Source organism: Streptomyces sp. NPDC087787 (genome assembly GCF_044743035.1).
GTDB lineage: Bacteria > Actinomycetota > Actinomycetes > Streptomycetales > Streptomycetaceae > Streptomyces.
Window position 1 is genome coordinate 30,855 of sequence record NZ_JBIUVQ010000013.1, and the last position, 24,366, is coordinate 55,220.

Consider the following 24,366-nt stretch of genomic DNA (forward strand, 5'->3'; position numbering starts at 1 on the left):
CGACCGCGGATCCCCTGTGCCGGGGATCGGCGGAGGGACCCGGCCTGCCGTGCCGCCTCGCCGTAGGCGGGGGGCACTCGTGCCCGCGCGGAAGGGATCGGGCAAGCTGTGACGTCCCACGACGGTGGCGCCGCGCGTGCGCACCCGTGCCGGCATCCGGCCGTACCCGTGCGGCGGGGTGGCGTGCCCCGTGGCGGGACGACCGAACTGGAGGCAGGTGTGCTGGCGGAGTCACAGCCGGTGGGCGACTCGCAACCACAGGAGCGGCCGTCGCGGCGGATCCTGCGCGACGAGACACTGCTCGTTCTCGGGCTCTCGCTCGGGGCGAGCGGGGTGTCCGCGCTGATCAGCTTCGTCGGTTCGGTCACCAAGCCCGGTGGGCTCAAGGACCAGGCCACCACCCTCAACGCCTCCGCCGCCCCGGGCCGCCCCTGGCTCGACCTCGCCTGGCAGTTGTTCGGGATCGCCACCGCCCTGATCCCCGTGGCCCTCGTCGCCCATTTCCTGCTGCGCGAGGGGCGCAGCCTGCGCACACTCGGCTTCGACCGCACCCGCCGCCGGCCGGACCTCGGCCGCGGGGCACTGGTCGCGGCGGTGATCGGCAGCACCGGGATCGCCTTCTACCTGGCCGCCCGCGCGTTCGGCTTCAACCTCACCGTGGTGCCCGAGGCCTTGCCCGCCGTGTGGTGGAAGTTCCCGGTGCTGATCCTGTCCGCGCTGCAGAACGCCGTCCTCGAAGAGGTCATCGTCGTCGGCTATCTGCTGCGCCGGCTCGGGCAGTTGGGCTGGACCCCGGGGACCGCGCTGGTGGCCAGTTCCGTACTGCGCGGCTCGTACCACCTCTACCAGGGCATCGGAGGCTTCGTCGGCAACCTGGTGATGGGCGTGGTCTTCGTCTGGCTGTACCGGCGGTGGGGCCGGATCGGCCCGCTCGTCGTGGCGCACTCCCTGCTCGACATCGGCGCGTTCGTGGGCTACGCCCTGCTGGCCGGAAAGGTGGGCTGGCTGCCGACGGCGTGAGCGGCCGGGGGAGATTGCCAGGGGGCGTACGACACGGTCGTACGCCCCCTCCGCATTCCTAGACGAGCAGGTCGCCCTCGATGACGGTGACGGCGTGGCCGGTGAGAAGGGTGCGGTCACCGCGTAGTTCCGTGCGTACGAGGCCGGAGCGGGCGGAGGCCTGGAGTCCGGTGAGACCGGTACGGCCGAGGCGTTCGGACCAGTAGGGGGCCAGGGCCGTGTGGGCGCTGCCGGTGACCGGGTCCTCGTCGATGCCGACGTTGGGGAAGAAGCAGCGGGAGACGAAGTCGTAGCCCCGGGAGGGGTCCTCGGCCCGGGCGGTGGCGATGATGCCGCGCGCCGAGTAGGCGGCGAGGGCCTTGTGGTCGGGGGCGAGGCCGCGCACGGTCTTCTCGTCGGCCAGCTCCACGATCAGGTCGCCGACATTCACTCCGGTGTCGTAGGCGGTGCGGGGTTCGGCGCCGAGGGCCCCGGCGACCCCGTCGGGGACGTCGACCTCGGTGAGCGGGGCGGTCGGGAAGTCCAGGGTGATCGCGCCGTCGCCGGCCGGGCTCGCGATGAGCACTCCGCTGCGGGTGGCGAAGCGCACCGGTCCCTCGTGGGCACCCGTCGTGCGCAGGACATGGGCGGTGGCCAGGGTGGCGTGACCGCACATCGCGACCTCGGTGGCGGGCGTGAACCAGCGCAGTGCCCAGTCGGCCTCGCCGCCCTCGGGCAGCCGGTGGGCGAACGCCGTCTCGGCGTGGTTGACCTCCAGCGCCACCTTCTGAAGCCAGTCGTCACCGGGAAAGGCATCCAGCAGCAGCACCCCCGCGGGGTTGCCGGCGAAGGGGCGGTCGGTGAACGCGTCGACGATTCGGATTCGCATGCCCCGACCGTACGGCCTCCGGTGAACGGCGGACCAAGGCCAATCCGGGGCCGGCGGCCTCGGGACAGGGAACGCCGCAGTTCGGAGGGGCTGGCCAAACGAACTGTCCCGATATATCGTTGAAGCATCGCGACGGATCGTCGATGGAATGGAGTGGTTGCGATGCGTACCCACGGATACGAGCACGGGCACCGGCAGGGCGGAGCTCGGCGTGACCGCGGCGGCTTCGAGGAGCGCCGGGCGGCCTTCGGGCCCTTCGGCCCGGGCGGGCCGGGGTTCGGTCCTGGTTTCGGCCCGGGGCACTGGGGTGGGCGAGGGCGCGGCGGACCGCGTGGCCGGGCCCGGCGCGGTGACGTACGGGCCTCGATCCTGGCCCTGCTGAAGGACCGGCCCATGCACGGTTACGAGATGATCCAGGAGATCGCCGAGCGCAGCGGCGGCGCGTGGAAGCCCAGCCCCGGCTCGGTCTACCCCACTCTCCAACTGCTGGAGGACGAGGGCCTGATCGTCAGCGAGAGCGAGGGCGGCAAGAAGCTGTTCTCGCTCACCGAGGCGGGCCGTGCCGCGGCCGACGAGGGGCCGGACGCGCCCTGGGAGGAGGCCTCGCGCGGTGTCGACTGGGAGGCCCTCGGTGAGATCCGGCAGGCCGGCTTCGGCCTGATGGAGGCCTTCGGCCAGGTGTGGAAGACCGGGAGCAAGGAGCAGCGCGACAAGGCGCTCGGTGTCATCAACGAGGCCCGCAAGAAGCTGTACCTCATCCTCGCGGACGAGGACTGACCGCCGACGAGGACCGGTGGTCGGCAACGGGACCCGGGAGCCCTCCGTATCGGGGGGTGACCGGGTCCCGCGTGTCCGTGCGCTCCCCGGGGAGCCGCTGTGGGGATGCGTCCTGATCTCATCCGTAAGGAGGAGATTTCATCCCCTCGGGTCCACTTTCCGTGGGACGCCGAAATGCTCCCCGCCGGGGATGACCGGAGCGGGAGAGGCTGGTGAGCTGGACGATGTGCAATCCAGTGTTCCCCGGCAGCCGCCCTTCGGGCAGGACGCCGTCCGTCCGGACGACGACGCCCGGCTCAGTGCCGAACTGGCGGCGGTGGTCGCCGGTGCCCGCAGGAGGGCGGTCCGGGACGGGGACCGGCAGACCGACACCGCCCACCTGCTGCACACGCTCCTGGAATCCGACCCCGAGGTGCGTGCCGTGTTCGACGGCGGACCGCGGATCGCCCGGCTGCTCGGCTATCTGGTGCAGCGCAGCATCGGATACGGCCTGCGCTGGCATGGCGCGGTCGAGGACTCGGGCGCCCTGCCCGTGGTGACGGAGGCCGGCGGCCTCTCGCCGACGGCCTCCGCCGCCCTGGAACACGCCTGCGAGCGCGCCGCCCGGCGCGGCGACGGCCTGGCGCGCGGCGTGGACCTGCTGGCGGGGATCGTCGCGGACCCGCGGGCGCGCGCCGTCGAGGTGCTCACCGGCGCCGCGATCGATGCGCGGGAGCTGGCCGCGCGGCTGGACAACGATGCCAAGGAGTGTCCGGGGGAGTACGCGACGGACGGCGGGCCCGCCCGCTGAGACGCGCGGTTCCAGGTCTTTCGCCCGGTGTGCCCGGTGATGTTGCCGTCCAGGCGATGAGACAGGTGCCATCGAAGGTGACGGTCATGTCATCGCCTGTCATCATGTGCCGGTGCGTACGTCTCAGATCAGTCAGTGCCGTTCCGGCAAGGGGGTCGGGCTCGGTCTCGCGCTCGTGTCCGCGGTCGCCTTCGGCGGCTCCGGCGTCGCGGCCAAACCGCTGATCGAGGCGGGGCTCGACCCGCTGCACGTGGTGTGGCTGCGCGCCACCGGCGCGGCCCTGGTCATGCTGCCGCTCGCCGTGCGCCACCGCGCGCTGCTGCGCACCCGCCCCGCCCTGCTCGCCGGGTTCGGCCTGCTCGCCGTCGCCGGCGTCCAGGCCTGCTACTTCGCCGCGCTCTCCCGGATCCCCGTCGGGGTCGCCCTGCTCATCGAGTACCTGGCGCCCGCCCTGGTGCTCGGCTGGGTCCGGTTCGTGCAGCGCCGGCCGGTCACCCGGGCCGCCGCCTTCGGCGTGATCCTCGCGGCGGGCGGACTCGCCTGTGTCGTCGAGGTGTGGTCCGGCCTGAGCTTCGACGTCCTCGGACTGTTGCTCGCGCTCGGCGCGGCCTGCTGCCAGGTCGGCTACTTCGTGCTCTCCGACCAGGGCGGAGACGCGGGCGACGAGGCCCCGAACCCGCTCGGCGTCATCGCCTACGGGCTGCTGATCGGCGCCGCGGTCCTGACCGTCGTCGCGCGTCCCTGGAGCATGGACTGGTCGGTGCTCGCGCACGGCGCGGACATGAACGGCACGTCCGTCCCGGCCATCGCCCTGCTGCTGTGGGTGGTGCTGGTCGCCACGGTCCTCGCCTACGTGACCGGGGTGCTCTCCGTACGGCGGCTCTCGCCGCAGGTCGCCGGGGTGGTGGCCTGCCTGGAGGCGGTCATCGCGACCGTGCTGGCCTGGGTGCTGCTCGGCGAGCGCCTCTCGGCCCCGCAGGTCGTCGGTGGCGCGGTCGTCCTGCTGGGCGCGTTCATCGCGCAGTCCTCCGCACCGTCGAAGGGCTCGGCGGACCCGGTGGCGAGCGGCGGGGCGGAAAGGGAGTTGTCGGCCCGGGGAACGGCCGCCTAGAGTGCGGATCATGCATTCGGACGCACTCGTTCTTCCGCCTCCGGCCGCCTGAGGCGGGCCTCCGGTGAGCGCGCCCGGCTGGTGAGCCGGGCCGAACGGTGCTGCCCGCAGAGGAAGTCCGCACGACCCCGGCCGACGGGGTCCTGCCTCCCGAACTTCTGCGCCTCTGCGGAGACGAATCATGTCCCATGCTTCTCCCGGCCTGCCCGTCGGGCGCGGCCTGCTCTACCTGATCGTCGCCGGTGCCGCCTGGGGCACCGCCGGCGCCGCGGCCTCGCTGGTCTACCGGACCAGTGACATCGGGCCGGTCACCCTGTCCTTCTGGCGCTGTGCCATCGGCTTCGTCCTGCTGCTGGCCGCGCGCCTGCTGCGGCCGCGCGTGCGGCCGGCCGAGCCCGTGCCGCCCGTCCGCCGGCTCATGCGGGCAGGTGCCACCGGCGTCGGTCTCGCAGTGTTCCAAACGGCGTACTTCGCCGCCGTGGCGGCCACCGGACTGGCGGTGGCGACCGTCGTGACCCTCGGTGCCGGGCCCGTCCTCATCGCGCTCGGCGCCCGGCTGACGATGGGCGAACGGCTCGGCCGGGCCGGCCTCGCCGCCGTGGCCGGGGCGCTGGCCGGTCTCGGGGTGCTGATGCTGGGCAGCGGCGGTGCCGCCGTACGGCCCTGGGGCGTGCTGCCGGCCCTGATCTCGGCGGCCGGCTACTGCGCGATGACGCTGCTGACGCGCTGGTGGGGCCGCGACGGCGGAGCCGGCCACTCCGGCTCGACCCTCGGCGCGTTCGCGGTCACCAGCCTGTGCCTGCTGCCGTTCGCGCTGCGGGAAGGGCTGGTGCCGCACACCGGCGACCCCGCACAGGTGCTGTGGCTGCTGGCGTACATCGCCTCGGTGCCCACGGCCCTGGCCTACGCCCTCTACTTCGCGGGCGCGGCCGTCGTGCGGTCGGCCACGGTCTCGGTGATCATGCTCGTCGAGCCGGTCGCGGCGGCGGTGCTGGCCGTCGCCCTGCTCGGCGAACACCTGACGCCGGCCACCCTCCTCGGCACCGCCCTGATGCTCGGCTCGGTCGCGGGCCTCGCCCTGACGGAGGCGCGGGGAGCACGGACGCCGGCGAAGGCACCGGCCCTCGTCTGACACCGGAGGGCCCCGCGTCGCGGACCCGCCACCGGGAGGGCCCCGCCGGGTCGCCATCGGGGCGGGTCCGCCCGGCCGCCTCCGGGATTGCGGACGCGTCTCACGCGTGAACCGGCGTCACAGCGCCGTGAGATAGCCGGGAAGCTCCGTACCGGGAGTCAGGTCGGGGGCCGGGAGCGGGGCGCCGTACTGCCTGTCGACAGGGATCACGCCGGCCCAGTGCGGGAGGGAGAGGTCCTCGGGCTCGTCGTTCACGCCGCCGGTGCGCAGCTTGGCGGAGACCTCGTCCAGGTCGAGGCGGAGCGCGGCGGTCGCGGCCAGTTCCTTGGTGTTGGCGGGGCGGGAGTCGGCGGAGCGGCCCGGCACCACGTGGTCGACCAGCGCGTCCAGCGCGGCGCGCTTCTCCTCGGGGTCGGTGACCTGGTGGGCGGTGCCGTGCACCACCACGGAACGGTAGTTGATCGAGTGGTGGAAGGCGGAGCGGGCCAGGACCAGGCCGTCGACATGGGTGACCGTCAGGCAGACCGGCAGCCCGGGGTCGGTCCTGCCGGCCATCCGCAGCGGGCGCGAGCCCGTCGAACCGTGCACGTAGAGCCGCTCGCCGACCCGGGCGTACAGCGTCGGCAGCACCACGGGCGCGCCGTCGCGGACGAAACCGAGGTGGCAGACGTAGCCCTCGTCGAGTATCGCGTGCACCAATTCCTTGTCGTACGACGCCCGGTCGGCGGAGCGGGTGGGAACGGTCCGGTCGGTCGGGGCGTAGGCGGCGGACGGCGACGCCGGCGGCTGGGTCTCCCCCATTTGTGCTCTCCATTGCACTAGTGCATAATCTGCTTTGTGCTAGGAGAATACCGGATCGAGGGGCGGCGCGCAGCAGAGATCGCGGCGAGCGTCGAGCGCGCGGTGGGCTCGGGAGACCTGGAACCGGGCCAACCACTGCCGCCCATGCGGGAGTTGGCCGTCGAGCTCGGGGTGAACCCCAATACCGTCGCCGCCGCGTACCGCACCCTGCGCGAGCGCGGGGTCATCGAGACCGCCGGGCGCCGCGGCAGCCGGGTGCGGCCCGCACCCGCCACGACCGGACGGGACAGCGTCCGCGTGGACGTGCCCGAGGGTGTGCGCGACATGTCGAGCGGCAACCCGGACCCGGCGCTGCTGCCGCCGTTGGCACCCGCGTTCGCGGCGGCCGCCGCGCTGGGCGACCGTGAGCCGGTGCTCTACGGGGACGTGGCCGTGGAGCCGGAGCTGGCCCGCATGGCCCGTGCCGCGCTGGACGCCGACGGGGTGCCGGACGGTCCGCTCGCCGTCCTGTCCGGTTCGCTGGACGGGGTGGAGCGCGTCCTCGCCGCCCACCTCAAGCCCGGTGACACCGTCGCCGTCGAGGACCCCGGATGGGGCCGCACCCTCGACCTCGTCCCGGCGCTGGGACTGCGCACGGCGCCGGTGGGTGTCGACGACGAGGGCCCGCGCGCCGACGACGTCCGCCGTGCCCTCGCGGACGGTGCCCGCGCGCTGATCGTCACGGCCCGGGCGCAGAATCCGACCGGCGCCGCGGTGAGCGCCACGCGCGCGCGTGCCCTGCGGGCCGTCCTCCGGGAGCATCCGGAGACGCTGCTGATCGAGGACGACCACGGCCACGGCATCGTGGACCTGCCCCTGCATCCGCTCGCCGGCGCCACCCGGCACTGGGCCCTCCTGCGCTCGGTCGCCAAGGCGTACGGCCCCGACCTGCGGCTCGCCGTGCTCACCGGGGACGGGACCACGGTCGACCGGACGCGCGGCCGGCAGCGCCTCGGGCCCGGGTGGGTGAGCCGCCTGCTCCAGCGCGCCGTGGTGCGGCTGTGGACGGACGACGCCCTGGACTCGCACGTGGTGGCCGCGGCCTACCGGCGGCGCCGCGACCTGCTGACCGGCGCGCTGGCCGACCGCGGCATTGCGGCCCACGGGCGCAGCGGCATGAACGTGTGGGTGCCCGTGCCGGACGAGACCGGCGTCGTCGCGAGCCTGCTGCACGCCGGCTGGGCCGTCGCCCCCGGCGCCCGCTACCGGCTCGCCGCCCCGCCCGCCGTCCGGATCACGGTCTCCACCCTGCGGGACGAGGAGACCGAGCGGCTCGCGGACGCGGTGGCGACGGCCCTGCGCCCGGCGCCCGCGCGGAGTTACGTCTAGTGCTGCGACCGGAAAGGTTCACCGGCTCGCGACGCCCGGCACGGCACCTCGCCGCGTTGTCGCATCACCCGAGTACATCCAGTACACGGGCGATGCTCCGCCTTGCGATGCACCGCACCGGACGCCGCGAGCTTTCCGGCAAACCTTTCCGGTCACAGCACTAGGGAGCACGGGGGCGTCGGGCCTTCGCGGTCCTGCGGTGGGGCCGGGCGTCGGGCCTTCGTGCTTCTGCGACGGAGCCGGGCGTCGCCCTTCTCGGCTCGGCGGCGGATCCTCGTCCGGCCCTCCGGGTCCCACGCCCGGATCCGAGGCGACCACTCCTCTTGCGGACCCTAGGCTGTCGTGGCCGGCTCCGGGCGGGAGGGTGACTCGGGAGTCGTCGGGACGGGGGCGGGTGCCTGGTCCGGCCGGGGTGTGCCGGGCCGGGCCGAGGTGCCGCCGCTCTTCGGGCGGGCCTGTGTCAGCGCCGCGCCCGCCAGGACGATCACCGCGCCGACCGGGGTCGACCAGGTGAGGGTCTCGCCGAGCACGGCGACGCCGGCAGCGGTGGCGATCACCGGGACGAAGTACGTGACCATCTGGGCCGTCGTCGGCCCGACCTCCGCGACCAGCCCGTACTGGACGAGCATCGCGAAGCCGGTGCCCAGGGCGCCCAGGGCGGCGATCGCGAGCAGCGGCATGACAGGCAGATGGTCCGGAGCGCTGGTGAACAGCGGTGTGACGACGGCCAGTTGCGCCGTGGCCAGCAGCAACTGCCCGCCGGTCAGCGACAGGTGGGACTCGGTGGAACCCGCCAGGGTGCGGCGGACGTAGATCCAGCCGACCGGGTAGCTCAGCGAGGCCAGCAGCGCCATCGCCGTGCCGCCCGCGTCCAGTCCGTGGAAGCCCTGCCAGGCGCCGAGCACCGTCAGCACACCGAGGAAGCCCAGCCCGAGGCCCGCGACCCGGAGCCGCGTCGGGCGGTCCTCGGAGAGGGCGACGAGGGACAGCGCCATGCCCCACAGTGGCGAGGTCGCGTTGCAGATCCCGGCGAGGGTGGAGGGGATCGTCAGCTCCGAGTACGCGAAGAGCGAGAACGGCAGCGCGTTGAGGAAGAACGCCGCGACCGCCAGATGCCCCCAGGTGCGTCCGCCGCGCGGCAGCCGCTCCCGCTTCACCGCCATCGCCACCGCGAGCACCGCCGTGCCGAACACCAGTCGCCCGAGGGTCACTTGGAAGGGGGCGAAGCCGTTCGTGCCCACCTTCATGAACAGGAAGCTGAAGCCCCAGACCAGCGACAGGAAAGCGAAACGGACCCGCCAGTGCACGGGGCGGCGGGCCGGTCCCACCGGGCCGGGCGGGGACTGCGGGGCCTGCGGGGAGGCCGACGAGGTGCTGCTCATGGTCGTACCATGCACGCCCAGGACCTCGTAGCACAATCGAGAATTCGCGTGGGATATCTCGTAGCATCGCTTATATGTTGAATCTGGAGCGCCTGCGTACCCTTGACGCCCTCGCGCGGCACGGCTCGGTCAGCGGCGCCGCGGAGGGACTGCACGTCACGACGTCGGCCGTCTCCCAGCAGATGGCGAAGCTGGAGCGGGAGGTGGGCCAGCAGCTCCTGGCCAAGAACGGCCGGGGAGTCCGGCTCACGGACGCCGGCCGGCTGCTCGCCGAGCACGCCACGCGCATCCTGTCCCAGGTCGAGCTCGCCCAGGCCGATCTGGAGGCACAGCGCGGACAGGTGGTCGGCGAGCTGCGCCTCGGCGCGTTCCCGACCGCCGCGCGCGGCCTGTTCCCGGCCGCCCTGTCCCATCTGCGCGACCGGCATCCCGGCCTGCGGGTCCGCACCGCGGAGATGGAGCCTGCCGCCGCCGTGCGCGCCGTGCTGCGCGGCGACGTGGACCTGTCCGTCGTCCTCGACTGGTACAACAAGCCGCTGCCCGTGCCGGACGGGCTCACCCGGGCCGCGATCCTCGACGACCCCGCCGACGTGGCACTGCCCGTCGCGCACCCGCACGCCGACCGCGCCGAGGTCGACCTGGAGGACTTCGCGGGCGACGACTGGGTCACCTGGGGCGAGGCCGAGTTCTGCGACGAGTGGCTGCTGGACACCCTGCGCTCCAAGGGCGTCGAGCCGCGCATCGCCCACCGGGCCGAGGAGCACGCCACCCAGCTCGCCCTGGTCGCCGCCGGTCTGGGGGTGTGCGTGGCACCCCGGCTCGGGCGCGGGCCGCTGCCCGCGGGGGTGCGGACCGTCCCGGTGCGGCAGGCGGTGCGACGGCACATCTACGCCGTCTGGCGCGCCGACGCCGACCGCCGGCCCTCCATCCGCGCGGCCGTCGACGCCCTGCGGACGGTGGGCGCGCGGATCACCTGAGACCCGGCCCGTCCTGCACCGGTCCCAGCTTGCGGAAGTCCCAGGAGACGATCTTCTCCGGGGTCAGTCGCAGCCACGCGTGCCGGCCGTCGTACGGCATCTCCTCCAGGCCGAAGTTCTTGCGGGCGAACAGCGTCTCGGGCAGGTCGAGTTCGGCGCACAGCTCCCCGGTACGGGGTGCCTCGCCCACGACCTCCGCCCTGCCGGACAGCTCCGCGCCCCGCAGTTGTTCGTACTCCTCGCCCGTGTCGACGATCACGGCCACCCGCGGATCGCGGCGCAGGTCGGCCCAACGCCTGCTGCGCACCACGGAGTAGAGCCACAACGAGGTGCCGTCCCAGACGAACCACAGCGCGCTCACGTGCGGAGCGCCGCCGGGTGACACGGTGGCGACCCGGCAGGTGCGCTGGGTGGTCAGGAACTCGTCCAGCTCGCCCGGCGTCATCATGATCTTCCGGCCCCGGCGCTGAGTGACGGTCATGCGGCTCTCTCTTCTCCTCTCCCATGCGCGGGGGCACCCTCCGACGGCCCCCCCGCTACGACTCGCCCCACCCCCGCGGGTGTCAGGCGAGCCTGATCTCCCCGTCCGCGACCGTGATGTCCTTGGCGGGCAGCGGCTTCAGGGCCGGGCCCTTCTTGACACTGCCGTCGGCGGCGGAGAACTCGCTCTGGTGGCACGGGCAGACGATCACGCCGTCGGCGATCCGGTTCACCGCGCAGCCCTGGTGGGTGCAGGCCGAGGAGAACGCCTTGAACTCGCCCTTCGCCGGCTGCGTGACCACCACGCTGCCGAAGACCTTGCCGCCGCCCTCCGGAATGTCGGAGGTCCGGGCGAGCGCGGCGCCACCGGAACCCGCCGCGGCGCCGTCACCGCCCGAACCGCCCGCCGTGCCGGAGCCGTTCTGGGTGGTGGACGTACTGGAACCGGACGTGTCCTTCGATCCGCACGCGGTCAGCGCGGCGGCGAGCCCCGCCGCGCCCACCGCCGCCACCACCGTGCGGCGGGCCGGTGCCCCCTGGGGGCGAAGCGATTCACTGGTCATGCCGACGTTCCCCTCTCCATGTGGTTCCGAATGGTTCCGAGCGGATTCCGCGCAGGTCCACGCGGGTTCCGCGCGGAGCGTCCTGGCGCGTCCAGGGGTACGGGCGGCGGGCATCCGGTGTTCAGATGGGGCCGGACCCCGGCCGGCGGTGAATCCGTCGGCCGCCGAACGCACCGGCGCCGCACCGGTAAAGTGGGGCGGTGCTCAAGGACGTCATCGCGACCCGCTACATCACCCCGCTGCGTGAGGGCGGCTCGCTGCCCGGGCTCGTCGAGGCCGACGACTTCGGGACGTACGTCCTGAAGTTCACCGGAGCCGGACAGGGCCGCAAGACACTCGTCGCCGAGGTCGTCTGCGGGGAACTCGCCCGCCGGCTGGGGCTGCGGGTGCCCGGCCTGGTGACGGTCGACCTGGACCCGGTGCTGGGGCTCGGCGAACCCGACGAACAGGTGCAGGAACTGCTCAGGTCCAGCGGCGGCACCAACCTCGGCATGGACTTCCTCTCCGGAGCGCTCGGCTTCGACCCGCTCGCCTTCCCGGTGGACTCCGAGGAGGCGGGCCGGATCGTCTGGTTCGACGCGCTGGTGAACAACGTCGACCGCTCCTGGCGCAACCCCAACCTGCTCAGATGGCGCGGTGAGCTGTGGCTCATCGACCACGGCGCCACGATGATCTGGCACCACAACTGGCCCGGCGCGCAGGCCTCGGCCGGCCGGCCGTACGACGCCTCGGAGCACGTCCTCGCGCCCTTCGCGCCGGACGTCGCCGCCGCCGCGGAGCGGCTTGCGCCCCTGATCACCGAGGACCTGCTCGCCGAGGTGACCGCGGAGGTCCCGGACGCCTGGCTGACCGGTGAGCCCGGCTTCGACACGCCCGACGACCTGCGGCGGGCCTACGCACGACCGCTGCTCGCACGGGCCGCCGTGATCCACGAGCGCATCCACGGCATCGAGGAGGCACGGTGAACGAGCGTCACCTCGCCGGAGGCGGCCGCGCGGGCGACCGCCACATCGTCCGGGCCGGCCGGACGGACGACCGCGACGTCTACGAGTACGCCCTGCTGCGCGTCGTCCCGCGCGTCGAGCGCGGCGAGTGCGTCAACGCGGGCGTGCTCGTCTACAGCCGCGCCCGCGCCTACGTCGGCGCGCGCACCCACCTGGACGAGTCACGGCTGCTCGCCCTGGATCCGGACGCGGACGTCGCGGGTGTGCGCGCCGCGCTCGCCGCGATCGAGAGCGTGTGCGCCGGGGGAGCGGCGGCCGGGCAGGCCGCGGGCGACGACGCCGGGCGGCGCTTCCGCTGGCTGGTCGCGCCCCGCTCCACCGTCGTCCAGCCCGGTCCGGTGCACAGCGGACTGACCACCGACCCGGCCGCGGAGGCCGAGCGGTTGCTGGACCTTCTGGTGAGGTAATGGATCACATGCACCCGGAGGGCCGTTGACACCGGGTGCCACGGCTTCTAGCGTCGCATGCACCGAAGGTACTAAGCGGTCGCTCACCATAGATCAGGTTCTCTCAAGGGCGAGGAGAAGCACCAATGTCCACCACTGAGCAGCGGGTCGCCGTCGTCACCGGTGCCGCGCGCGGCATCGGCGCCGCCACCGCCGTACGGCTGGCCGCCGAGGGACGCGCGGTCGCCGTGATCGACCTCGACGAGGCCGCCTGCAAGGACACCGTGGAGAAGATCACCGCGGCCGGCGGCAAGGCCGTCGCGATCGGCGCCGACGTCTCGGACGAGGCACAGGTCGAGGCGGCGGTCGCGCGCGTCGCCGAGGAACTCGGCGCGCCCACCATCCTGGTCAACAACGCGGGTGTGCTCCGCGACAACCTGCTGTTCAAGATGAGCGTCTCGGACTGGGACACCGTCATGAACGTCCATCTGCGCGGCTCCTTCCTGATGAGCCGCGCCTGCCAGAAGCACATGGTGGACGCCGGCTTCGGCCGGATCGTCAACCTCTCGTCGTCCTCGGCGCTCGGCAACCGCGGCCAGGTCAACTACTCGGCGGCCAAGGCAGGTCTGCAGGGCTTCACCAAGACCCTCGCCAAGGAGCTGGGCAAGTTCGGCATCACCGCCAACTCCGTCGCGCCCGGCTTCATCGCCACCGAGATGACCAAGGCCACCGCGGAGCGCGTCGGCATGGGCTTCGAGGACTTCAAGGCCGTGGCCGCCACCCAGATCCCGGTGCAGCGCGTCGGCGAGCCTGAGGACATCGCCAACGCCATCGCCTTCTTCACCGGCGACGCGGCCGGCTTCGTCTCCGGCCAGGTGCTGTACGTGGCCGGCGGGCCGCTCGACTAGGGATCAGGGACATGACTGAACTTTCCGGCAAGGTCGCCCTCGTCACCGGCGCGAGCCGCGGCATCGGATACGGCATCGCCGAGGCGCTGGTCGCCCGGGGCGACCGGGTGTGCATCACCGGCCGCAACGAGGACGCCCTGAAGGAGGCCGTGGAGAGGCTCGGCTCCGACCGGGCCGTCGCGGTCGCGGGCAAGGCCCACGACGAGGCCCACCAGGCCGAGGTGGTCGAGCGCGTCATGGAGGCGTTCGGCCGCGTCGACTTCCTGATCAACAACGCCGGCACCAACCCGGTGTTCGGACCGATCGCCGACCTCGATCTGAACGTGGCGCGCAAGGTCTTCGAGACCAACGTCGTCTCCGCGCTCGGCTTCGCCCAGCGCACCTGGCACGCCTGGCAGAAGGACAACGGCGGCGCGATCGTGAACATCGCCTCGGTCGCGGGCCTGTCGGCCTCGCCGTTCGTCGGCGCCTACGGCGTCAGCAAGGCGGCGATGATCAACCTGACCCAGCAGCTGGCGCACGAGTTCGCGCCGAGGGTGCGGGTCAACGCGATCGCGCCGGCCGTGGTGAAGACCAGGTTCGCCAAGGCGCTGTACGAGGGCCGGGAGGAGGAGGCGGCCGCCTCCTACCCGCTGGGCCGGCTCGGCGTGCCCTCCGACGTCGGCGGCGCGGCCGCGTTCCTCACCTCCGCGCAGTCCGACTGGGTCACGGGCCAGACGCTCGTCGTCGACGGCGGCATCTTCCTCAACGCGGGGGTGGGCTGACCCGCCGGCGGACCCGGGTGCGTGCGGCGCGCAGGGCACCGATCCCGTCTCTTCGTCCTTTCGTCGACATACGGTTTCGTCGATGTTCCGGCGGCGGAATCGGCGCCCGCGCCGACGGCCGGCACGCGTCCGCCGGAATGACAACGTCGTCATGTTTCGAACCGATCAAGAGCTCCCTCCGAAGCAGGTTCAGCGGGTGGGGCTCTGCGGTATGGTCTGCCGACCCCGACCCCTTGGCATGGCAGATCGAGGAGCGTGCGCGTGTCCAACCGGAACCGATGCCTGCGGCCGGCGGCGGTGACCGCGGCCATGTCCCTGGTGGCCGGCTGCGGCGTCTTCTCCCACGGCGACCCGGAGGGCAAGGGACCCATCGTCGTCGGGACCACGAGCGCCCCCAGCACCCTGGACCCGGCCGCTTCCTGGGACGGCTCCTGGGAGCTCTTCCGGAACATCTACCAGACCCTGCTGGCCTACCCGAACGGCGCGACCACGCCCCAGCCGGACGCCGCCGAGCGCTGCGAGTTCACCGACAGCGGCTACCAGACCTACCGCTGCCGACTGCGTCCGGACATGAAGTTCGCCGACGGGCACCCGCTGGACGCGCGAGCCGTCAAGTACTCCATCGACCGGATCAGGACCATCAACGTGGCCGGCGGCCCGGCGGGGCTGCTCGGCAGCCTGGACCAGGTGCAGGTGGCCGGCGACCGGGACGTGGTCTTCAAGCTGAACAAGCCCGACGCCACCTTCCCCTTCGTGCTCGCCACACCCGCCATGTCGATCGTGGACCCCGGCGACTACCCCGAGCACTCGCTGCGCAAGGACAACGAGGTCGACGGTTCCGGACCGTACTCCCTGAAGGCGTACGACGAGGGCAAGAAGGCGGAGCTGGTCAGGAACGACCACTACCAGGGGTTCGCCGACCGAAGAAACGACGCGGTGACCATCCGCTACTTCCAGGACTCCGCCGCCATGGTCAAGGCGCTGCGGGACAAGCAGATCGACGTCACCTACCGGGGTCTGGGCGCCGACGACATCATCTCCCTGCAGCGCAAGGACACCAAGGACCTCCAGCTCGTCGAGGGCGCCGGCACCGACATCAGCTACCTGGTGTTCAACCCGAAGGACCGCTGGTCCGCCAGGCCGGCCGTACGCAAGGCCGTCGCCCAGGTCGTCGACCGCGCCGCCATCGCGCATCACGTCTACGACGACACGGTCGACCCGCTGTACTCCATGGTCCCCAAGGGCCTCACCGGCCACACCACGGCGTTCTTCGACGACTTCGGCGACCCCAGCGTCGCCAAGGCCCGCAAGATCCTCACCGAAGCGGGCATCACCGATAAGGTCCCGCTGACCTTCTGGTACACCACCGACCGCTACGGCTCGGAGACGGCCAAGGAGTTCGAGGAGCTCAAGCGGCAGCTCGACGGCTCCGGCCTGTTCACGATCACGCTGAAGAGCCGGCCATGGAAGACGTACGTCGTGGGCTACCAGAAGGGCGAGTACCCGGTGTTCGGGCGCGGCTGGTTCCCGGACTTCCCCGACGCCGACAACTTCATCGCCCCGTTCGTGGGCGAGCAGAACGCGCTCGGCACGCCCTACCCGGCGCCGCAGATCACCAAGGAACTGCTGCCCGAGTCGCGCCGCGAGGCCGACCGCGCGAACGTGGTCGATCAGTTCCAGCAGGCGCAGCAGATCCTGGTGAACGACGCACGGCTGCTGCCGCTGTGGCAGGGCAAGGTGTACGTCGGCGCCAGCGAGGACATCTCCGGCGGTGAGCGGGCGCTCGACCCGTCGACGATCATGATGATGTGGGAGCTGTCCCGGAAGACCAGCTGGTAGGCGGGGCGTTCTCCCGGGCGGGAGCCCGTTGTCAGTGGTCGCCTGTACGTTCGGAGAACTGGAAGTGACCGCACATCGTGAGGACGTTGACGTGACCGACACCGCCATGCTGCCCGAGTCCTGGCGCGGGGTTCTGGGCGACGAACTGCAGCAGCCCTACTTCAAGGAGCTGACCGAGTTCGTCGAGGAGGAGCGGGCGAAGGGCCCCGTCCACCCGCCGCGCGAGGAGGTCTTCGCCGCGCTGGACGCCACGCCGTACGACAAGGTGAAGGTCCTGATCCTCGGTCAGGACCCCTACCACGGCGAGGGCCAGGGTCATGGTCTGTGTTTCTCGGTGCGCCCCGGGGTGAAGGTCCCGCCGTCGCTGCGCAACATCTACAAGGAGATGCACGAGGAGCTGGGCACGCCGATCCCGGACAACGGATACCTGATGCCGTGGGCGCGGCAGGGCGTGCTGCTGCTGAACGCGGTGCTCACGGTGCGCGGTGGCGAGGCCAACTCCCACAAGGGCCGCGGCTGGGAGCGGTTCACCGACGCGGTGATCCGCTCGGTGGCCGGCCGGCCCGACCCTGCGGTCTTCGTCCTGTGGGGCAACTACGCGCAGAAGAAGCTTCCGCTGATCGACGAGTCCCGGCATGTGGTGATCAAGGGTGCGCACCCGTCGCCGCTGTCCGCGAAGAAGTTCTTCGGCTCCCGTCCCTTCACGCAGATCAACGAGGCGGTGGCAGGGCAGGGGCACGAGCCGATCGACTGGCGGATCCCGAACCTGGGGTGACGTGGGCGCGGGGGCGCCCTGATCGGCGGGGGTCGCGATTAGCGTCGTGGGCGGAGGCGTGGGCCGGGGCCAGATCTGGAGGGCGTGCGGTGGTGGAGCGACAGGAGCAGGCGTCGTCGGACGCCGTGCTGACACGGATCGGGCAGGCCGTCCTGCTGCATCACGCCGGGGACCGCGAGGAGGCCCGGGGTCGCTTCCTGGCCCTGTGGGCGGAGATCGGGGAGGACGGCGATCCGCTGCACCGCTGCACGCTGGCCCACTACATGGCCGACACCCAGGACGACCCCGCGGACGAGCTGGCCTGGGATCTCAGGGCGCTCTTGGCGGCCCAGGAGCTCACGGGGGACCGGCGCGCCGAGCGCGAGGGCGCGCCCGCGGCCCGCGCCCTGTACCCGTCCCTGCACCTCAACCTCGCCGCCGACTACGCGAAACTCGACCACCGCGAGGCCGCCCGCGACCATCTCCACCACGCCCGCACCGCGGCGGGCGCGCTCGGCCGCGACAGCTACGGCGACGGCGTCCGCTCGGCCATCCAGCGCCTCGCACTGCGACTGGGCGAGGACGGACCTGGCCCGTCCGCGGGGGGCCCACCGCGGCAGCGCTCGTAGGCCGGACCCGGGGCCCCGGCGGCTCAGGATCCGGCAGCTCCGGGGTCAGCGGTCGTACGTCTGGTGGCAGATTCTGGTCTCCGGGCTGTCCGGTTTCCAGCCGCCGTACTGCCTGCCGAGGGCGCAGAGGTCCGTGTTCGGAGGCAGGGCGTGCTTGGCGCCGGGGTGGTGGGCGCGCGGCGGGGGCGCGGGCCGTGGGTGCCGGGGGGTCGCGTGCGCCGGGGGCCGGGCGGGGGAGTGGGCCGGTGCCGGGGGCTGCCGCTTGCCGGGCGGCGCCGCCTCGGACGGCGCCCGGGGCGGTGTGGCCGGGGTGGAGGAGCCGCGCGGGTCGCCGACGCGTTCCAGGGCCTCGCGGGCGGGCGCCTGCACGGCCGGGTGCCCGGCCTTGCCGTCCGGGCTCGGGACGGAGAACGGGGTGGTGGCCGCCGCCGGGCCGGGCGCCGGCGGCCGCTGGACCGTGACACAGCCGGAGAGGGCCGAGACGGCCACGGAGACCAGGAGCGTTGCGGTGGTCGTCGTACGATGCACCCGCGCAACTCTGCTGGGTCCGGAGCGTGATCGGAACGCGGCCGGGCGGAGGATGCCACGGACGGGTGATCCTGGGCCCCGTAAGGGGTGTGCCACCGCGCCCGCGGCTGACGCCGAGTGCCGGGTTCAGTCCCCGGTCGCTCCGTCGATCCGCTCGCGGAGCAGGTCGGCGTGCCCGTTGTGCCGGGCGTACTCCTCGATCATGTGGGTGTAGATCCACCGCAGGTTGAACGGTTCGCCGGTGCGCCTGCTCTTGCCCTGCGACAGCTCGTCCAGGCCGAGGTCCGCGGCGTTCCGGCGGGCGGTCTCGATCTCGGACTGCCAGGTGGCGTACGCCTCCGCCCAGGTGTCCGCGTCGGTGACGTGGAAGTCGCCGTCCGGGTCCTGCTCGCTGCAGTAGACCGGTCCGGGGGCGTCCATCAGGAGCACATTGCGGAACCAGTGCCTCTCCACCTCGGCCATGTGCCGCACCAGACCCAGCAGGGTCATTTCGGAGGGCTCCACGGACGCGGTGCGCAACTGCTCGTCGGTCAGGCCCTCGCACTTCCACGCCAGCGTCTGCCGGTGGTAGTCCAACCAGCCTTCCAGCATGGCGCGTTCGGAGGCGTTCGTGGCAGGCTCTTGTCGTCGCTCGGTCGTCATGCCCTGATCTTGGCCCGCACCCGGGCCGTTACACCACGGTTTTTCCGGCGCCGAACATCCCCTCCAGCAACTCCCGCAGCCCCGCGCGCAGTTCGTCCAGCTCCGGTACCCGGTCGTGGAAGGACCCCGCCACGCAGGAGTACATGAGCCCGTCCGCCCAGGCGACCAGGGACAGTACGTGCCGCTCCGGGGTGGTCGAGCCCATCGCCGAGACCAGCGCACCGAGTTGGTCGCGGAAACGGGCACCCGCCGCGTCGAAGTGGGAGCGCAGCTCCGGGCGGCGGGTGGCCTCCAGGGAGAGTTCGTAGCGGGCGAGGGTCAGGGCCCGGTTGAGGGTCAGGGCGCGGTGGGTGGCCAGTGCCACCCCGTCCACCAGCGAGTCGAGACCTCCGGTGCGCGGGTCGGGCATCTCGTGCAGCGCCAGCACTCGCGCCTCACGTTCGGCCAGCCGCCGCACCGCCAGTTCCAGCAGGGCCTGCCGGGTGCGGGCGAGGTTCGACGTCGAGCCCTGCGGCAACCCGGCCCTCTCGTCGACCGCCCGGTGCGTCAGACCACGCATCCCGCGCTCGGCGAGCAGGGCGAGCGCGGTGTCGGCGACGAGATCGGCGCGCTGAGCGCTCTCGGGACGTGCGGACATGGGGATCAACCTACCCGGCGACTACACCCGTAGTGCGACGCACTACATCCGTAGTATCGTCGAGCCGCCGGTCCACTACAGATGTAGTCTCCCTGTGCAGGAGGAGCCATGCCCGAGCAGCCACGCGCCGTCGTCATCGGCGGCGGTATCGCAGGACTCACCGCCGCCGCGGCCCTGCACCTCGGTGGGCGGCAGGTCACCGTGCTGGAACGGGCACCGTCCCTGGAGCCCGTCGGCGCCGCCATCTCGCTCTCCCCGAACGCCCTGCGCGCCCTGGACGTCCTCCGCGTCGGCGACCGGATCCGTGATCTCGCCGCCTGGCAGGGCGAGGGCGGACTGCGCAGCCCGTCCGGCCGCTGGATCGCCAGGACGGACGCCGCCGCGGCGGCCGAGCGGTTCGGCGGCCCTCTCGTTCTGCTGCACCGGGCCACCCTGATCGACACCCTGGCCGCCCTCCTTCCGCCCGGCACCGTCCGTACGGCCGCCGAGGCCCGCCTCGCCGACCCCGGGGACGACCACCGCCCGGCCCGCGTGAGCACCCCCGACGGCGACCTGGAAGCCGGCCTGGTGGTGGCCGCCGACGGCGTCCACTCCGCCGTGCGCCGCACGCTGTTCCCCGGTCATCCCGGTGCCGTCTACGCCGGATTCACCACCTGGCGGCTCGTGGTCCCCCTGCCCGGCGCCGAGTTCCCCTCCCATGAGACCTGGGGCAGGGGATGTCTCTGGGGCACGCACCCGCTCAAGGACGGCAGGGTCTACGCGTACGCCGCCGCCGTCACGCCCGCCGGACAGCGCGCGGCCGACGACGAGCAGGCCGAACTCCTGCGCCGCTTCGGGCACTGGCACGACCCGGTCCCCGCCGTTCTCGCCGCCGCCCGCCCCGAGGATGTGCTGCGTCACGACGTCCACCACATCGCCCGGCCGCTGCCCGCCCACCACCGCGGCCGGACCGTGCTGATCGGCGACGCCGCCCACGCCATGCCGCCGACCCTCGGGCAGGGCGGCAACCAGGCCATCGAGGACGCCGTCGTCCTGGCCCACCACGCCGACGACCTCGCCGCCCACACCGCGGCCCGGCTGCCCCGCACGACCGCGGTCGCCCGCAGGGCCGTCAGGGCCGCGCGGCTGGACCTGATGCGCAACCGCGCCGGGATCGCCCTGCGCGACGGCGCGATCGCCGCGCTGTCCAGGATCAGCCCGGACCTGCTCCTGCGCGGCTTCGACGGCATCGCCGACTGGCGTCCGCCGCGGTCCCCGTATGCTGCCGTGCAGTCAGGCACGGCGGAGCGGTGAAGGAGCCCAGGTGAAGGTCGGCTGCATCGGACTCGGCGACATCGCGCAGAAGGCGTATCTGCCGGTGCTCGGCGTCCAGCCCGGGATCGACCTGCACCTGCAGACCCGGACGCCCGAGACGCTCCAGCGGGTCGCCGACAGCCTGCACCTGCCCGCGGAGCGGCGCCACGCCGACCTGGACTCCCTGCTCTCCCAGGGCCTCGACGCCGCCTTCGTGCACGCCCCCACCGCCGTCCACCCGCAGATCGTCACCCGGCTCCTGGAGGCGGGCGTGCCGACGTATGTGGACAAGCCGCTCGCGTACGAACTCGCCGACTCCGCGCGCCTGGTCGGGCTCGCCGAGGAGCGGGGCGTCCCGCTCATGGTCGGATTCAACCGGCGTCACGCGCCCGGCTACACGCAGTGCGCCGACCATCCCCGCGAGCTGATCCTGATGCAGAAGAACCGCGTCGGACTGCCCGAGGAACCGCGCACGATGATCCTCGACGACTTCATCCACGTCGTGGACACCCTGCGGTTCCTGGTGCCGGGCCAGATCGACGACGTCACCGTACGCGCGCGTGTGCGTGACGGCCTGCTGCATCACGTCGTGCTGCAGCTCGCCGGGGACGGATTCACCGCGCTCGGCGTGATGAACCGGCTCAGCGGTTCCGCGGAGGAGATCCTCGAGGTCTCCGGGCAGGACACCAAACGGCAGGTGGTGAACCTCGCCGAGACCGTCGACCACAAGGGGCAGCCGACCGTGCGCCGGCGCGGCGACTGGGTGCCCGTCGCCCGGCAGCGCGGCATCGAGCAGGCCGTGCTGTTCTTCCTCGACGCCGTACGCGCCGGGAAGGTGCTCAGCGCCCGGGACGCGCTGGAGACCCACGAACTGTGCGAACGGGTGGTGCGGACGGTTCTGGAGCGCTCCGGCGCCGCCTGAGCGCCCGCACGCTCTCCGCCGCGCCCAGCACGGCCAGTACCAGCAGCGCGCCGTGCGCCGGCCAGTCGCCGAAGCGGACGTACAGGGTGACGCCGTGCGCGGTCGGCACGTCGTACACGCGCGCGGTGCCCTCGTCCGTGCCCAGCCAGGAGCCGACGCGCTCCCCGCGCGGGCCGTACGCGGCGGACACGCCCGTCAGCGTCGCGTGCACCATCGGCCGCCCGGTCTCGGCGGCGCGCAGCGCGGCCAGCGAGGCATGCTGCTCGGGAGCCCAGCTCTGCTGGAAGGTCGACGTCGAGGACTGCGCGAGCAGCACCCGCGCGCCGTCCTGCGCGAGGTGCCGGCTCATGTCGGGGAAGGCCGTCTCGAAGCAGATCATCGGGCCGACGCGCAGGCCGTGGCCGACGCTCATCACCACCTGCCGGGTGCCCCGCCCGCGGTCCTCGCCCGCGGCCCGGCCGACGGAGGTCGCCCAGCCGAGCACCGAGCGGGCCGGGACGTACTCGCCGAACGGGACGAGCCGCATCTTGTCGTAGCGCTCGCCGGTCGTGCCGTCCGGTCCGACGAGGACCGAGCTCTTGTATATGCCCGGCCGGTCGGAGCGCCTGGCGTCCACGTTGACCAGCACGTCGGCGCCGGTCTCGCGGGACAGCGCCGCTATGCGCCGCGCCAGGTCCGGCCGGTGGCCCAGGTCGAAGCCGACACTGCTCTCGCCCCAGACGACCAGGTCGGGGTGCTGCCCCACCAGCCGGCGGGTCAGCTGCTCCTCCAGGTCGAACCGCCGCTGCCCGCTCTCGATGCCGGCCACGACGCCCGGCTGCACGACGGCGATCCGGGCGTGGCCGTCGACGTCGGGGCGCGGTGCCCACACCCACGCCGCGGAGGTCGCCGCGGCCATGACCGCGAGACCGGTCACCGCGGTCAGCCGGGGCGCGCGGACCGCGACCGTCCGCCGGGGGACCAGCAGCGCGACGGCGACATTGACGGCCACCACCAGGAAGCTCAGCAGCCACACTCCGCCCACCGAGGCCAGCCGCAGCGCCGGGGCCACCTGCCACTGGCTGGAGCCCAGCATGCCCCAAGGCCCGCCCAGCGCCTGCCAGGACCGCACGAGCTCGACCGCCAGCCAGGCCGACGGCAGCACGACCAACGCGGCCGCGGCCCGCCCCGGTGAGGGCGTCCCCGCCAGGAACCGCCGCACCAGCCGGCCCCAGGGTGCCCACAGCAGGCCCATCAGCGCGGAGAGCACGACGGTGAACACGTTCAGGTTCGGCAGCAGCCAGTGGAAGGCGGCCAGCATGAACCCCAGCCCGCCGAACCAGCCGTCGTACGCCGCCCGCTTCCCGGTCGGAGCGGAGCGGGCCAGCAGGATCCACGGAACCAGCGCGACGTAGGCGAACCACCACAGCGAGGGGGCGGGGAAGGCGAACACGAACAGGGCACCCGCGAGCGCGGCGAGCAGCGAGCGCCGCCACGGGGAGGTGAGCCACCGGTCGAACGTTTTCATACGGTGCCCTCCTACCCCCCGGATGGCTTCAGTGTGCGCGTCCCGCGGGCACCCCGGAAGATCGCGCCCGGAGGGCCGGGGAGGAACTCGGATCCTTGCCTCCGCGCACGGGCGGCAGCGGTCCTAGGATGATCACATGGGTGTGGTCGCTCGGTGCTGCGGAGGTCCCAATGAAACGTCTCGTGACAGTCGTCACCGGCGGTGGCCGGGGCATCGGGGCCGCGATCTGCCGGCGGCTGGCGGCCGACGGGCACGACGTGGTCGTGGGGTACGTCGACGACACCGCGGCCGCCGAGGCGGTGGCCGACGAGGTGCTCGAGGCCGGGGCGCGCGGGGTGACCGTGCGCATGGACACCTCCGTGGAGGCGGACGTCGAGCGGCTCTTCGCGACGGCGGAGGAGCGGCTCGGGCCGGTGACGGGACTGGTGAACAACGCCGGGGTGAGCGGACCACTGGGCCGGCTCGCTGATACCGACACCGCCGACCTGCGGCGCGTCGTGGACGTCAATCTCCTGGGCACACTGCTGTGTTCGCGCCGCGCGGCCCAGCTGATGGTGCCCCGGAAGAACGGCGTGATCGTGAACGTGTCGTCCGCGGCCGCCACCCTCGGCAGCCCCGGGGAGTTCGTCCACTACGCCGCGACCAAGGCCGCCGTGGACGCCTTCACCGTCGGTCTGGCCAAGGAGCTCGGCCCGGACGGCATCCGCGTCAACGCGGTCGCGCCCGGCATGATCGACACCCAGATGCACACGGCGATGGGCGACCCGGACCGGGTGCGGCGCGCGGCCGGAAACATCCCGCTGGGCCGGGCGGGCCGGGCGGAGGAGATCGCCGCGGCTGTCGCATGGCTGATGTCACCTGACGCCTCCTACACGACGGGAGCGGTACTGCGGGTGTCGGGCGGACGCTGAGCCGGAACCGGGCCACGGGGACCGGTCGGCCCGGCTCGGTGCGGTGACCGCCCGTGGACCGGGGACGTCAGGCTGCCGCGATGAGCTCGTCCCTCATCGCGGCGGCCCACTCGATCACCAGCAACTCGTACTCCGCGCGCTCCTGGGCCGACAGGGACCCGCCTGAGCGCAGCCACAGCGACCGGATCCGCTCATTCAGCTCGGCGGCGGACCGCACGGAACCAGGGGCCACTGAATCGGGGAACATGGCCACAGCCTAGGGGCAAGGACTGACACTGCGCTACCGGGCGGCTACAGCGGCCGTATGGACTCGGTCACGCGTACGCGTCCCGCATGCCGCAGCGAACGGTCGTCGGGCACGCGTACGCGTGCG

Annotated in this window: 27 protein-coding genes; 17 read left to right on the forward strand and 10 right to left on the reverse strand. The window is 73.0% G+C overall.

Annotation, left to right across the window (positions count from 1 at the left end):
• The first annotated feature begins 222 nt into the window (after positions 1-222).
• Positions 223-1,020 carry a CPBP family intramembrane glutamic endopeptidase gene (locus ACIOWN_RS21080; protein ID WP_401983162.1) on the forward strand — a complete coding sequence of 266 codons (798 nt, stop codon included), beginning with the start codon at positions 223-225 and terminating at the stop codon, positions 1,018-1,020.
• Between the two features lie 58 nt (positions 1,021-1,078).
• Here ACIOWN_RS21080 and ACIOWN_RS21085 read toward each other — a convergent pair whose 3' ends face one another.
• Positions 1,079-1,888, reverse strand: a complete 810-nt coding sequence (locus tag ACIOWN_RS21085; RefSeq protein ID WP_362352504.1) for a PhzF family phenazine biosynthesis protein — start codon at positions 1,886-1,888, stop codon at positions 1,079-1,081.
• Between the two features lie 162 nt (positions 1,889-2,050).
• Between ACIOWN_RS21085 and ACIOWN_RS21090 the strand changes: the two genes are divergently transcribed.
• From ACIOWN_RS21090 to ACIOWN_RS21105, 4 genes are all read left to right on the forward strand, one after another.
• Positions 2,051-2,665 (forward strand): PadR family transcriptional regulator, encoded by a 615-nt coding sequence (locus ACIOWN_RS21090; RefSeq protein ID WP_362352507.1) that lies wholly within the window; start codon positions 2,051-2,053, stop codon positions 2,663-2,665.
• A 190-nt stretch (positions 2,666-2,855) separates the two neighbouring features.
• A complete protein-coding gene (locus ACIOWN_RS21095; RefSeq protein WP_401983092.1) occupies positions 2,856-3,455 on the forward strand; it encodes a peptidase in 600 nt (199 codons plus the stop codon).
• 106 nt (positions 3,456-3,561) lie between these two features.
• Positions 3,562-4,566 carry an EamA family transporter gene (locus tag ACIOWN_RS21100; protein ID WP_362352511.1) on the forward strand — a complete coding sequence of 335 codons (1,005 nt, stop codon included), beginning with the start codon at positions 3,562-3,564 and terminating at the stop codon, positions 4,564-4,566.
• A 181-nt stretch (positions 4,567-4,747) separates the two neighbouring features.
• Entirely contained in the window at positions 4,748-5,698 is a 951-nt protein-coding gene (locus ACIOWN_RS21105; protein WP_401983093.1) for a DMT family transporter, read from the forward strand.
• 117 nt (positions 5,699-5,815) lie between these two features.
• On the opposite strand, the gene ACIOWN_RS21110 is transcribed toward ACIOWN_RS21105, so the two are convergent.
• Positions 5,816-6,499, reverse strand: coding sequence for a pyridoxamine 5'-phosphate oxidase family protein (locus ACIOWN_RS21110; RefSeq protein WP_362352516.1), 684 nt, complete (start codon positions 6,497-6,499; stop codon positions 5,816-5,818).
• Positions 6,500-6,535: 36 nt separating this feature from the next.
• On the opposite strand from ACIOWN_RS21110, the gene ACIOWN_RS21115 reads away from it, so the two are divergent.
• Complete coding sequence (locus ACIOWN_RS21115) at positions 6,536-7,867, forward strand: aminotransferase class I/II-fold pyridoxal phosphate-dependent enzyme (RefSeq protein ID WP_401983094.1); 1,332 nt, start codon at positions 6,536-6,538, stop codon at positions 7,865-7,867.
• A gap of 332 nt (positions 7,868-8,199) precedes the next feature.
• On the opposite strand, the gene ACIOWN_RS21120 is transcribed toward ACIOWN_RS21115, so the two are convergent.
• On the reverse strand, positions 8,200-9,249 hold the full coding sequence (locus ACIOWN_RS21120) for a DMT family transporter (protein WP_401983095.1): 1,050 nt from the start codon (positions 9,247-9,249) through the stop codon (positions 8,200-8,202).
• A 74-nt stretch (positions 9,250-9,323) separates the two neighbouring features.
• Here ACIOWN_RS21120 and ACIOWN_RS21125 point away from each other — a divergent pair, with 74 nt between their 5' ends.
• Positions 9,324-10,226 carry a LysR family transcriptional regulator gene (locus tag ACIOWN_RS21125; protein ID WP_362352525.1) on the forward strand — a complete coding sequence of 301 codons (903 nt, stop codon included), beginning with the start codon at positions 9,324-9,326 and terminating at the stop codon, positions 10,224-10,226.
• On the opposite strand, the gene ACIOWN_RS21130 is transcribed toward ACIOWN_RS21125, so the two are convergent.
• Together ACIOWN_RS21130 and ACIOWN_RS21135 are read right to left on the reverse strand one after the other, a co-directional pair.
• Positions 10,219-10,707: a pyridoxamine 5'-phosphate oxidase family protein gene (locus ACIOWN_RS21130; protein WP_362352528.1), complete on the reverse strand. Its 489-nt coding sequence runs from the start codon at positions 10,705-10,707 to the stop codon at positions 10,219-10,221. The two genes, ACIOWN_RS21125 and ACIOWN_RS21130, sit on opposite strands and share 8 nt — an antisense overlap.
• Positions 10,708-10,789: 82 nt before the next feature.
• Positions 10,790-11,269 carry a Rieske (2Fe-2S) protein gene (locus tag ACIOWN_RS21135; RefSeq protein WP_362352531.1) on the reverse strand — a complete coding sequence of 160 codons (480 nt, stop codon included), beginning with the start codon at positions 11,267-11,269 and terminating at the stop codon, positions 10,790-10,792.
• Between the two features lie 200 nt (positions 11,270-11,469).
• Here ACIOWN_RS21135 and ACIOWN_RS21140 point away from each other — a divergent pair, with 200 nt between their 5' ends.
• From ACIOWN_RS21140 to ACIOWN_RS21170, 7 genes are all read left to right on the forward strand, one after another.
• The gene (locus ACIOWN_RS21140) at positions 11,470-12,234 is read left to right on the forward strand and encodes a HipA family kinase (protein ID WP_362352534.1); all 765 of its coding nucleotides are present in this window, start codon (positions 11,470-11,472) and stop codon (positions 12,232-12,234) included.
• A complete protein-coding gene (locus ACIOWN_RS21145; RefSeq protein ID WP_362352537.1) occupies positions 12,231-12,680 on the forward strand; it encodes a DUF3037 domain-containing protein in 450 nt (149 codons plus the stop codon). The genes ACIOWN_RS21140 and ACIOWN_RS21145 overlap by 4 nt, the downstream gene beginning before the upstream one ends.
• Before the next feature lie 125 nt (positions 12,681-12,805).
• Complete coding sequence (fabG, locus tag ACIOWN_RS21150; protein ID WP_362352539.1) at positions 12,806-13,567, forward strand: 3-oxoacyl-ACP reductase FabG; 762 nt, start codon at positions 12,806-12,808, stop codon at positions 13,565-13,567.
• Positions 13,568-13,578: 11 nt separating this feature from the next.
• Positions 13,579-14,331 carry an SDR family oxidoreductase gene (locus ACIOWN_RS21155; protein WP_362352542.1) on the forward strand — a complete coding sequence of 251 codons (753 nt, stop codon included), beginning with the start codon at positions 13,579-13,581 and terminating at the stop codon, positions 14,329-14,331.
• Between the two features lie 261 nt (positions 14,332-14,592).
• Entirely contained in the window at positions 14,593-16,170 is a 1,578-nt protein-coding gene (locus ACIOWN_RS21160; RefSeq protein ID WP_401983096.1) for an ABC transporter substrate-binding protein, read from the forward strand.
• 91 nt (positions 16,171-16,261) lie between these two features.
• Positions 16,262-16,945: a uracil-DNA glycosylase gene (locus tag ACIOWN_RS21165; RefSeq protein WP_362352547.1), complete on the forward strand. Its 684-nt coding sequence runs from the start codon at positions 16,262-16,264 to the stop codon at positions 16,943-16,945.
• Positions 16,946-17,034: 89 nt separating this feature from the next.
• A complete protein-coding gene (locus ACIOWN_RS21170; protein WP_362352550.1) occupies positions 17,035-17,553 on the forward strand; it encodes a hypothetical protein in 519 nt (172 codons plus the stop codon).
• Between the two features lie 45 nt (positions 17,554-17,598).
• Here ACIOWN_RS21170 and ACIOWN_RS21175 read toward each other — a convergent pair whose 3' ends face one another.
• The 3 genes from ACIOWN_RS21175 to ACIOWN_RS21185 all read right to left on the reverse strand — a co-directional run bounded on the left by ACIOWN_RS21175 (position 17,599) and on the right by ACIOWN_RS21185 (position 19,360).
• A complete protein-coding gene (locus ACIOWN_RS21175) occupies positions 17,599-18,081 on the reverse strand; it encodes a hypothetical protein (RefSeq protein ID WP_362352553.1) in 483 nt (160 codons plus the stop codon).
• A 126-nt stretch (positions 18,082-18,207) separates the two neighbouring features.
• The gene (locus ACIOWN_RS21180; RefSeq protein ID WP_362352556.1) at positions 18,208-18,723 is read right to left on the reverse strand and encodes a DinB family protein; all 516 of its coding nucleotides are present in this window, start codon (positions 18,721-18,723) and stop codon (positions 18,208-18,210) included.
• A 28-nt stretch (positions 18,724-18,751) separates the two neighbouring features.
• Positions 18,752-19,360, reverse strand: coding sequence for a TetR/AcrR family transcriptional regulator (locus tag ACIOWN_RS21185; protein WP_362352559.1), 609 nt, complete (start codon positions 19,358-19,360; stop codon positions 18,752-18,754).
• A 108-nt stretch (positions 19,361-19,468) separates the two neighbouring features.
• Between ACIOWN_RS21185 and ACIOWN_RS21190 the strand changes: the two genes are divergently transcribed.
• Both ACIOWN_RS21190 and ACIOWN_RS21195 read left to right on the forward strand, forming a co-directional pair.
• Positions 19,469-20,653, forward strand: a complete 1,185-nt coding sequence (locus ACIOWN_RS21190; protein WP_401983097.1) for an FAD-dependent monooxygenase — start codon at positions 19,469-19,471, stop codon at positions 20,651-20,653.
• 10 nt (positions 20,654-20,663) lie between these two features.
• Complete coding sequence (locus ACIOWN_RS21195) at positions 20,664-21,575, forward strand: Gfo/Idh/MocA family oxidoreductase (RefSeq protein WP_362352565.1); 912 nt, start codon at positions 20,664-20,666, stop codon at positions 21,573-21,575.
• On the opposite strand, the gene lnt is transcribed toward ACIOWN_RS21195, so the two are convergent.
• Positions 21,493-23,082: an apolipoprotein N-acyltransferase gene (gene lnt, locus ACIOWN_RS21200; RefSeq protein WP_362352567.1), complete on the reverse strand. Its 1,590-nt coding sequence runs from the start codon at positions 23,080-23,082 to the stop codon at positions 21,493-21,495. The genes ACIOWN_RS21195 and lnt overlap by 83 nt on opposite strands.
• A gap of 170 nt (positions 23,083-23,252) precedes the next feature.
• Between lnt and ACIOWN_RS21205 the strand changes: the two genes are divergently transcribed.
• On the forward strand, positions 23,253-23,993 hold the full coding sequence (locus ACIOWN_RS21205; RefSeq protein ID WP_362352570.1) for a glucose 1-dehydrogenase: 741 nt from the start codon (positions 23,253-23,255) through the stop codon (positions 23,991-23,993).
• A gap of 67 nt (positions 23,994-24,060) precedes the next feature.
• Here the strand turns inward: ACIOWN_RS21205 and ACIOWN_RS21210 are convergent, their stop codons facing one another.
• Positions 24,061-24,240: a hypothetical protein gene (locus tag ACIOWN_RS21210; protein WP_362352573.1), complete on the reverse strand. Its 180-nt coding sequence runs from the start codon at positions 24,238-24,240 to the stop codon at positions 24,061-24,063.
• Positions 24,241-24,366 lie beyond the last annotated feature (126 nt).

Bases quoted from the DNA above. Each gene is read 5' to 3' on its own strand.
- ACIOWN_RS21085 (WP_362352504.1), bottom strand. From the start codon at position 1,888: ATGCGAATCCGAATCGTCGACGCGTTCACCGACCGCCCCTTCGCCGGC.
- ACIOWN_RS21090 (WP_362352507.1), top strand. From the start codon at position 2,051: ATGCGTACCCACGGATACGAGCACGGGCACCGGCAGGGCGGAGCTCGG.
- ACIOWN_RS21095 (WP_401983092.1), top strand. From the start codon at position 2,856: ATGACCGGAGCGGGAGAGGCTGGTGAGCTGGACGATGTGCAATCCAGT.
- ACIOWN_RS21105 (WP_401983093.1), top strand. From the start codon at position 4,748: ATGTCCCATGCTTCTCCCGGCCTGCCCGTCGGGCGCGGCCTGCTCTAC.
- ACIOWN_RS21110 (WP_362352516.1), bottom strand. From the start codon at position 6,499: ATGGGGGAGACCCAGCCGCCGGCGTCGCCGTCCGCCGCCTACGCCCCG.
- ACIOWN_RS21120 (WP_401983095.1), bottom strand. From the start codon at position 9,249: ATGAGCAGCACCTCGTCGGCCTCCCCGCAGGCCCCGCAGTCCCCGCCC.
- ACIOWN_RS21125 (WP_362352525.1), top strand. From the start codon at position 9,324: ATGTTGAATCTGGAGCGCCTGCGTACCCTTGACGCCCTCGCGCGGCAC.
- ACIOWN_RS21130 (WP_362352528.1), bottom strand. From the start codon at position 10,707: ATGACCGTCACTCAGCGCCGGGGCCGGAAGATCATGATGACGCCGGGC.
- ACIOWN_RS21135 (WP_362352531.1), bottom strand. From the start codon at position 11,269: ATGACCAGTGAATCGCTTCGCCCCCAGGGGGCACCGGCCCGCCGCACG.
- fabG (WP_362352539.1), top strand. From the start codon at position 12,806: ATGTCCACCACTGAGCAGCGGGTCGCCGTCGTCACCGGTGCCGCGCGC.
- ACIOWN_RS21155 (WP_362352542.1), top strand. From the start codon at position 13,579: ATGACTGAACTTTCCGGCAAGGTCGCCCTCGTCACCGGCGCGAGCCGC.
- ACIOWN_RS21180 (WP_362352556.1), bottom strand. From the start codon at position 18,723: ATGACGACCGAGCGACGACAAGAGCCTGCCACGAACGCCTCCGAACGC.
- ACIOWN_RS21185 (WP_362352559.1), bottom strand. From the start codon at position 19,360: ATGTCCGCACGTCCCGAGAGCGCTCAGCGCGCCGATCTCGTCGCCGAC.
- ACIOWN_RS21190 (WP_401983097.1), top strand. From the start codon at position 19,469: ATGCCCGAGCAGCCACGCGCCGTCGTCATCGGCGGCGGTATCGCAGGA.
- lnt (WP_362352567.1), bottom strand. From the start codon at position 23,082: ATGAAAACGTTCGACCGGTGGCTCACCTCCCCGTGGCGGCGCTCGCTG.
- ACIOWN_RS21205 (WP_362352570.1), top strand. From the start codon at position 23,253: ATGAAACGTCTCGTGACAGTCGTCACCGGCGGTGGCCGGGGCATCGGG.
- ACIOWN_RS21210 (WP_362352573.1), bottom strand. From the start codon at position 24,240: ATGTTCCCCGATTCAGTGGCCCCTGGTTCCGTGCGGTCCGCCGCCGAG.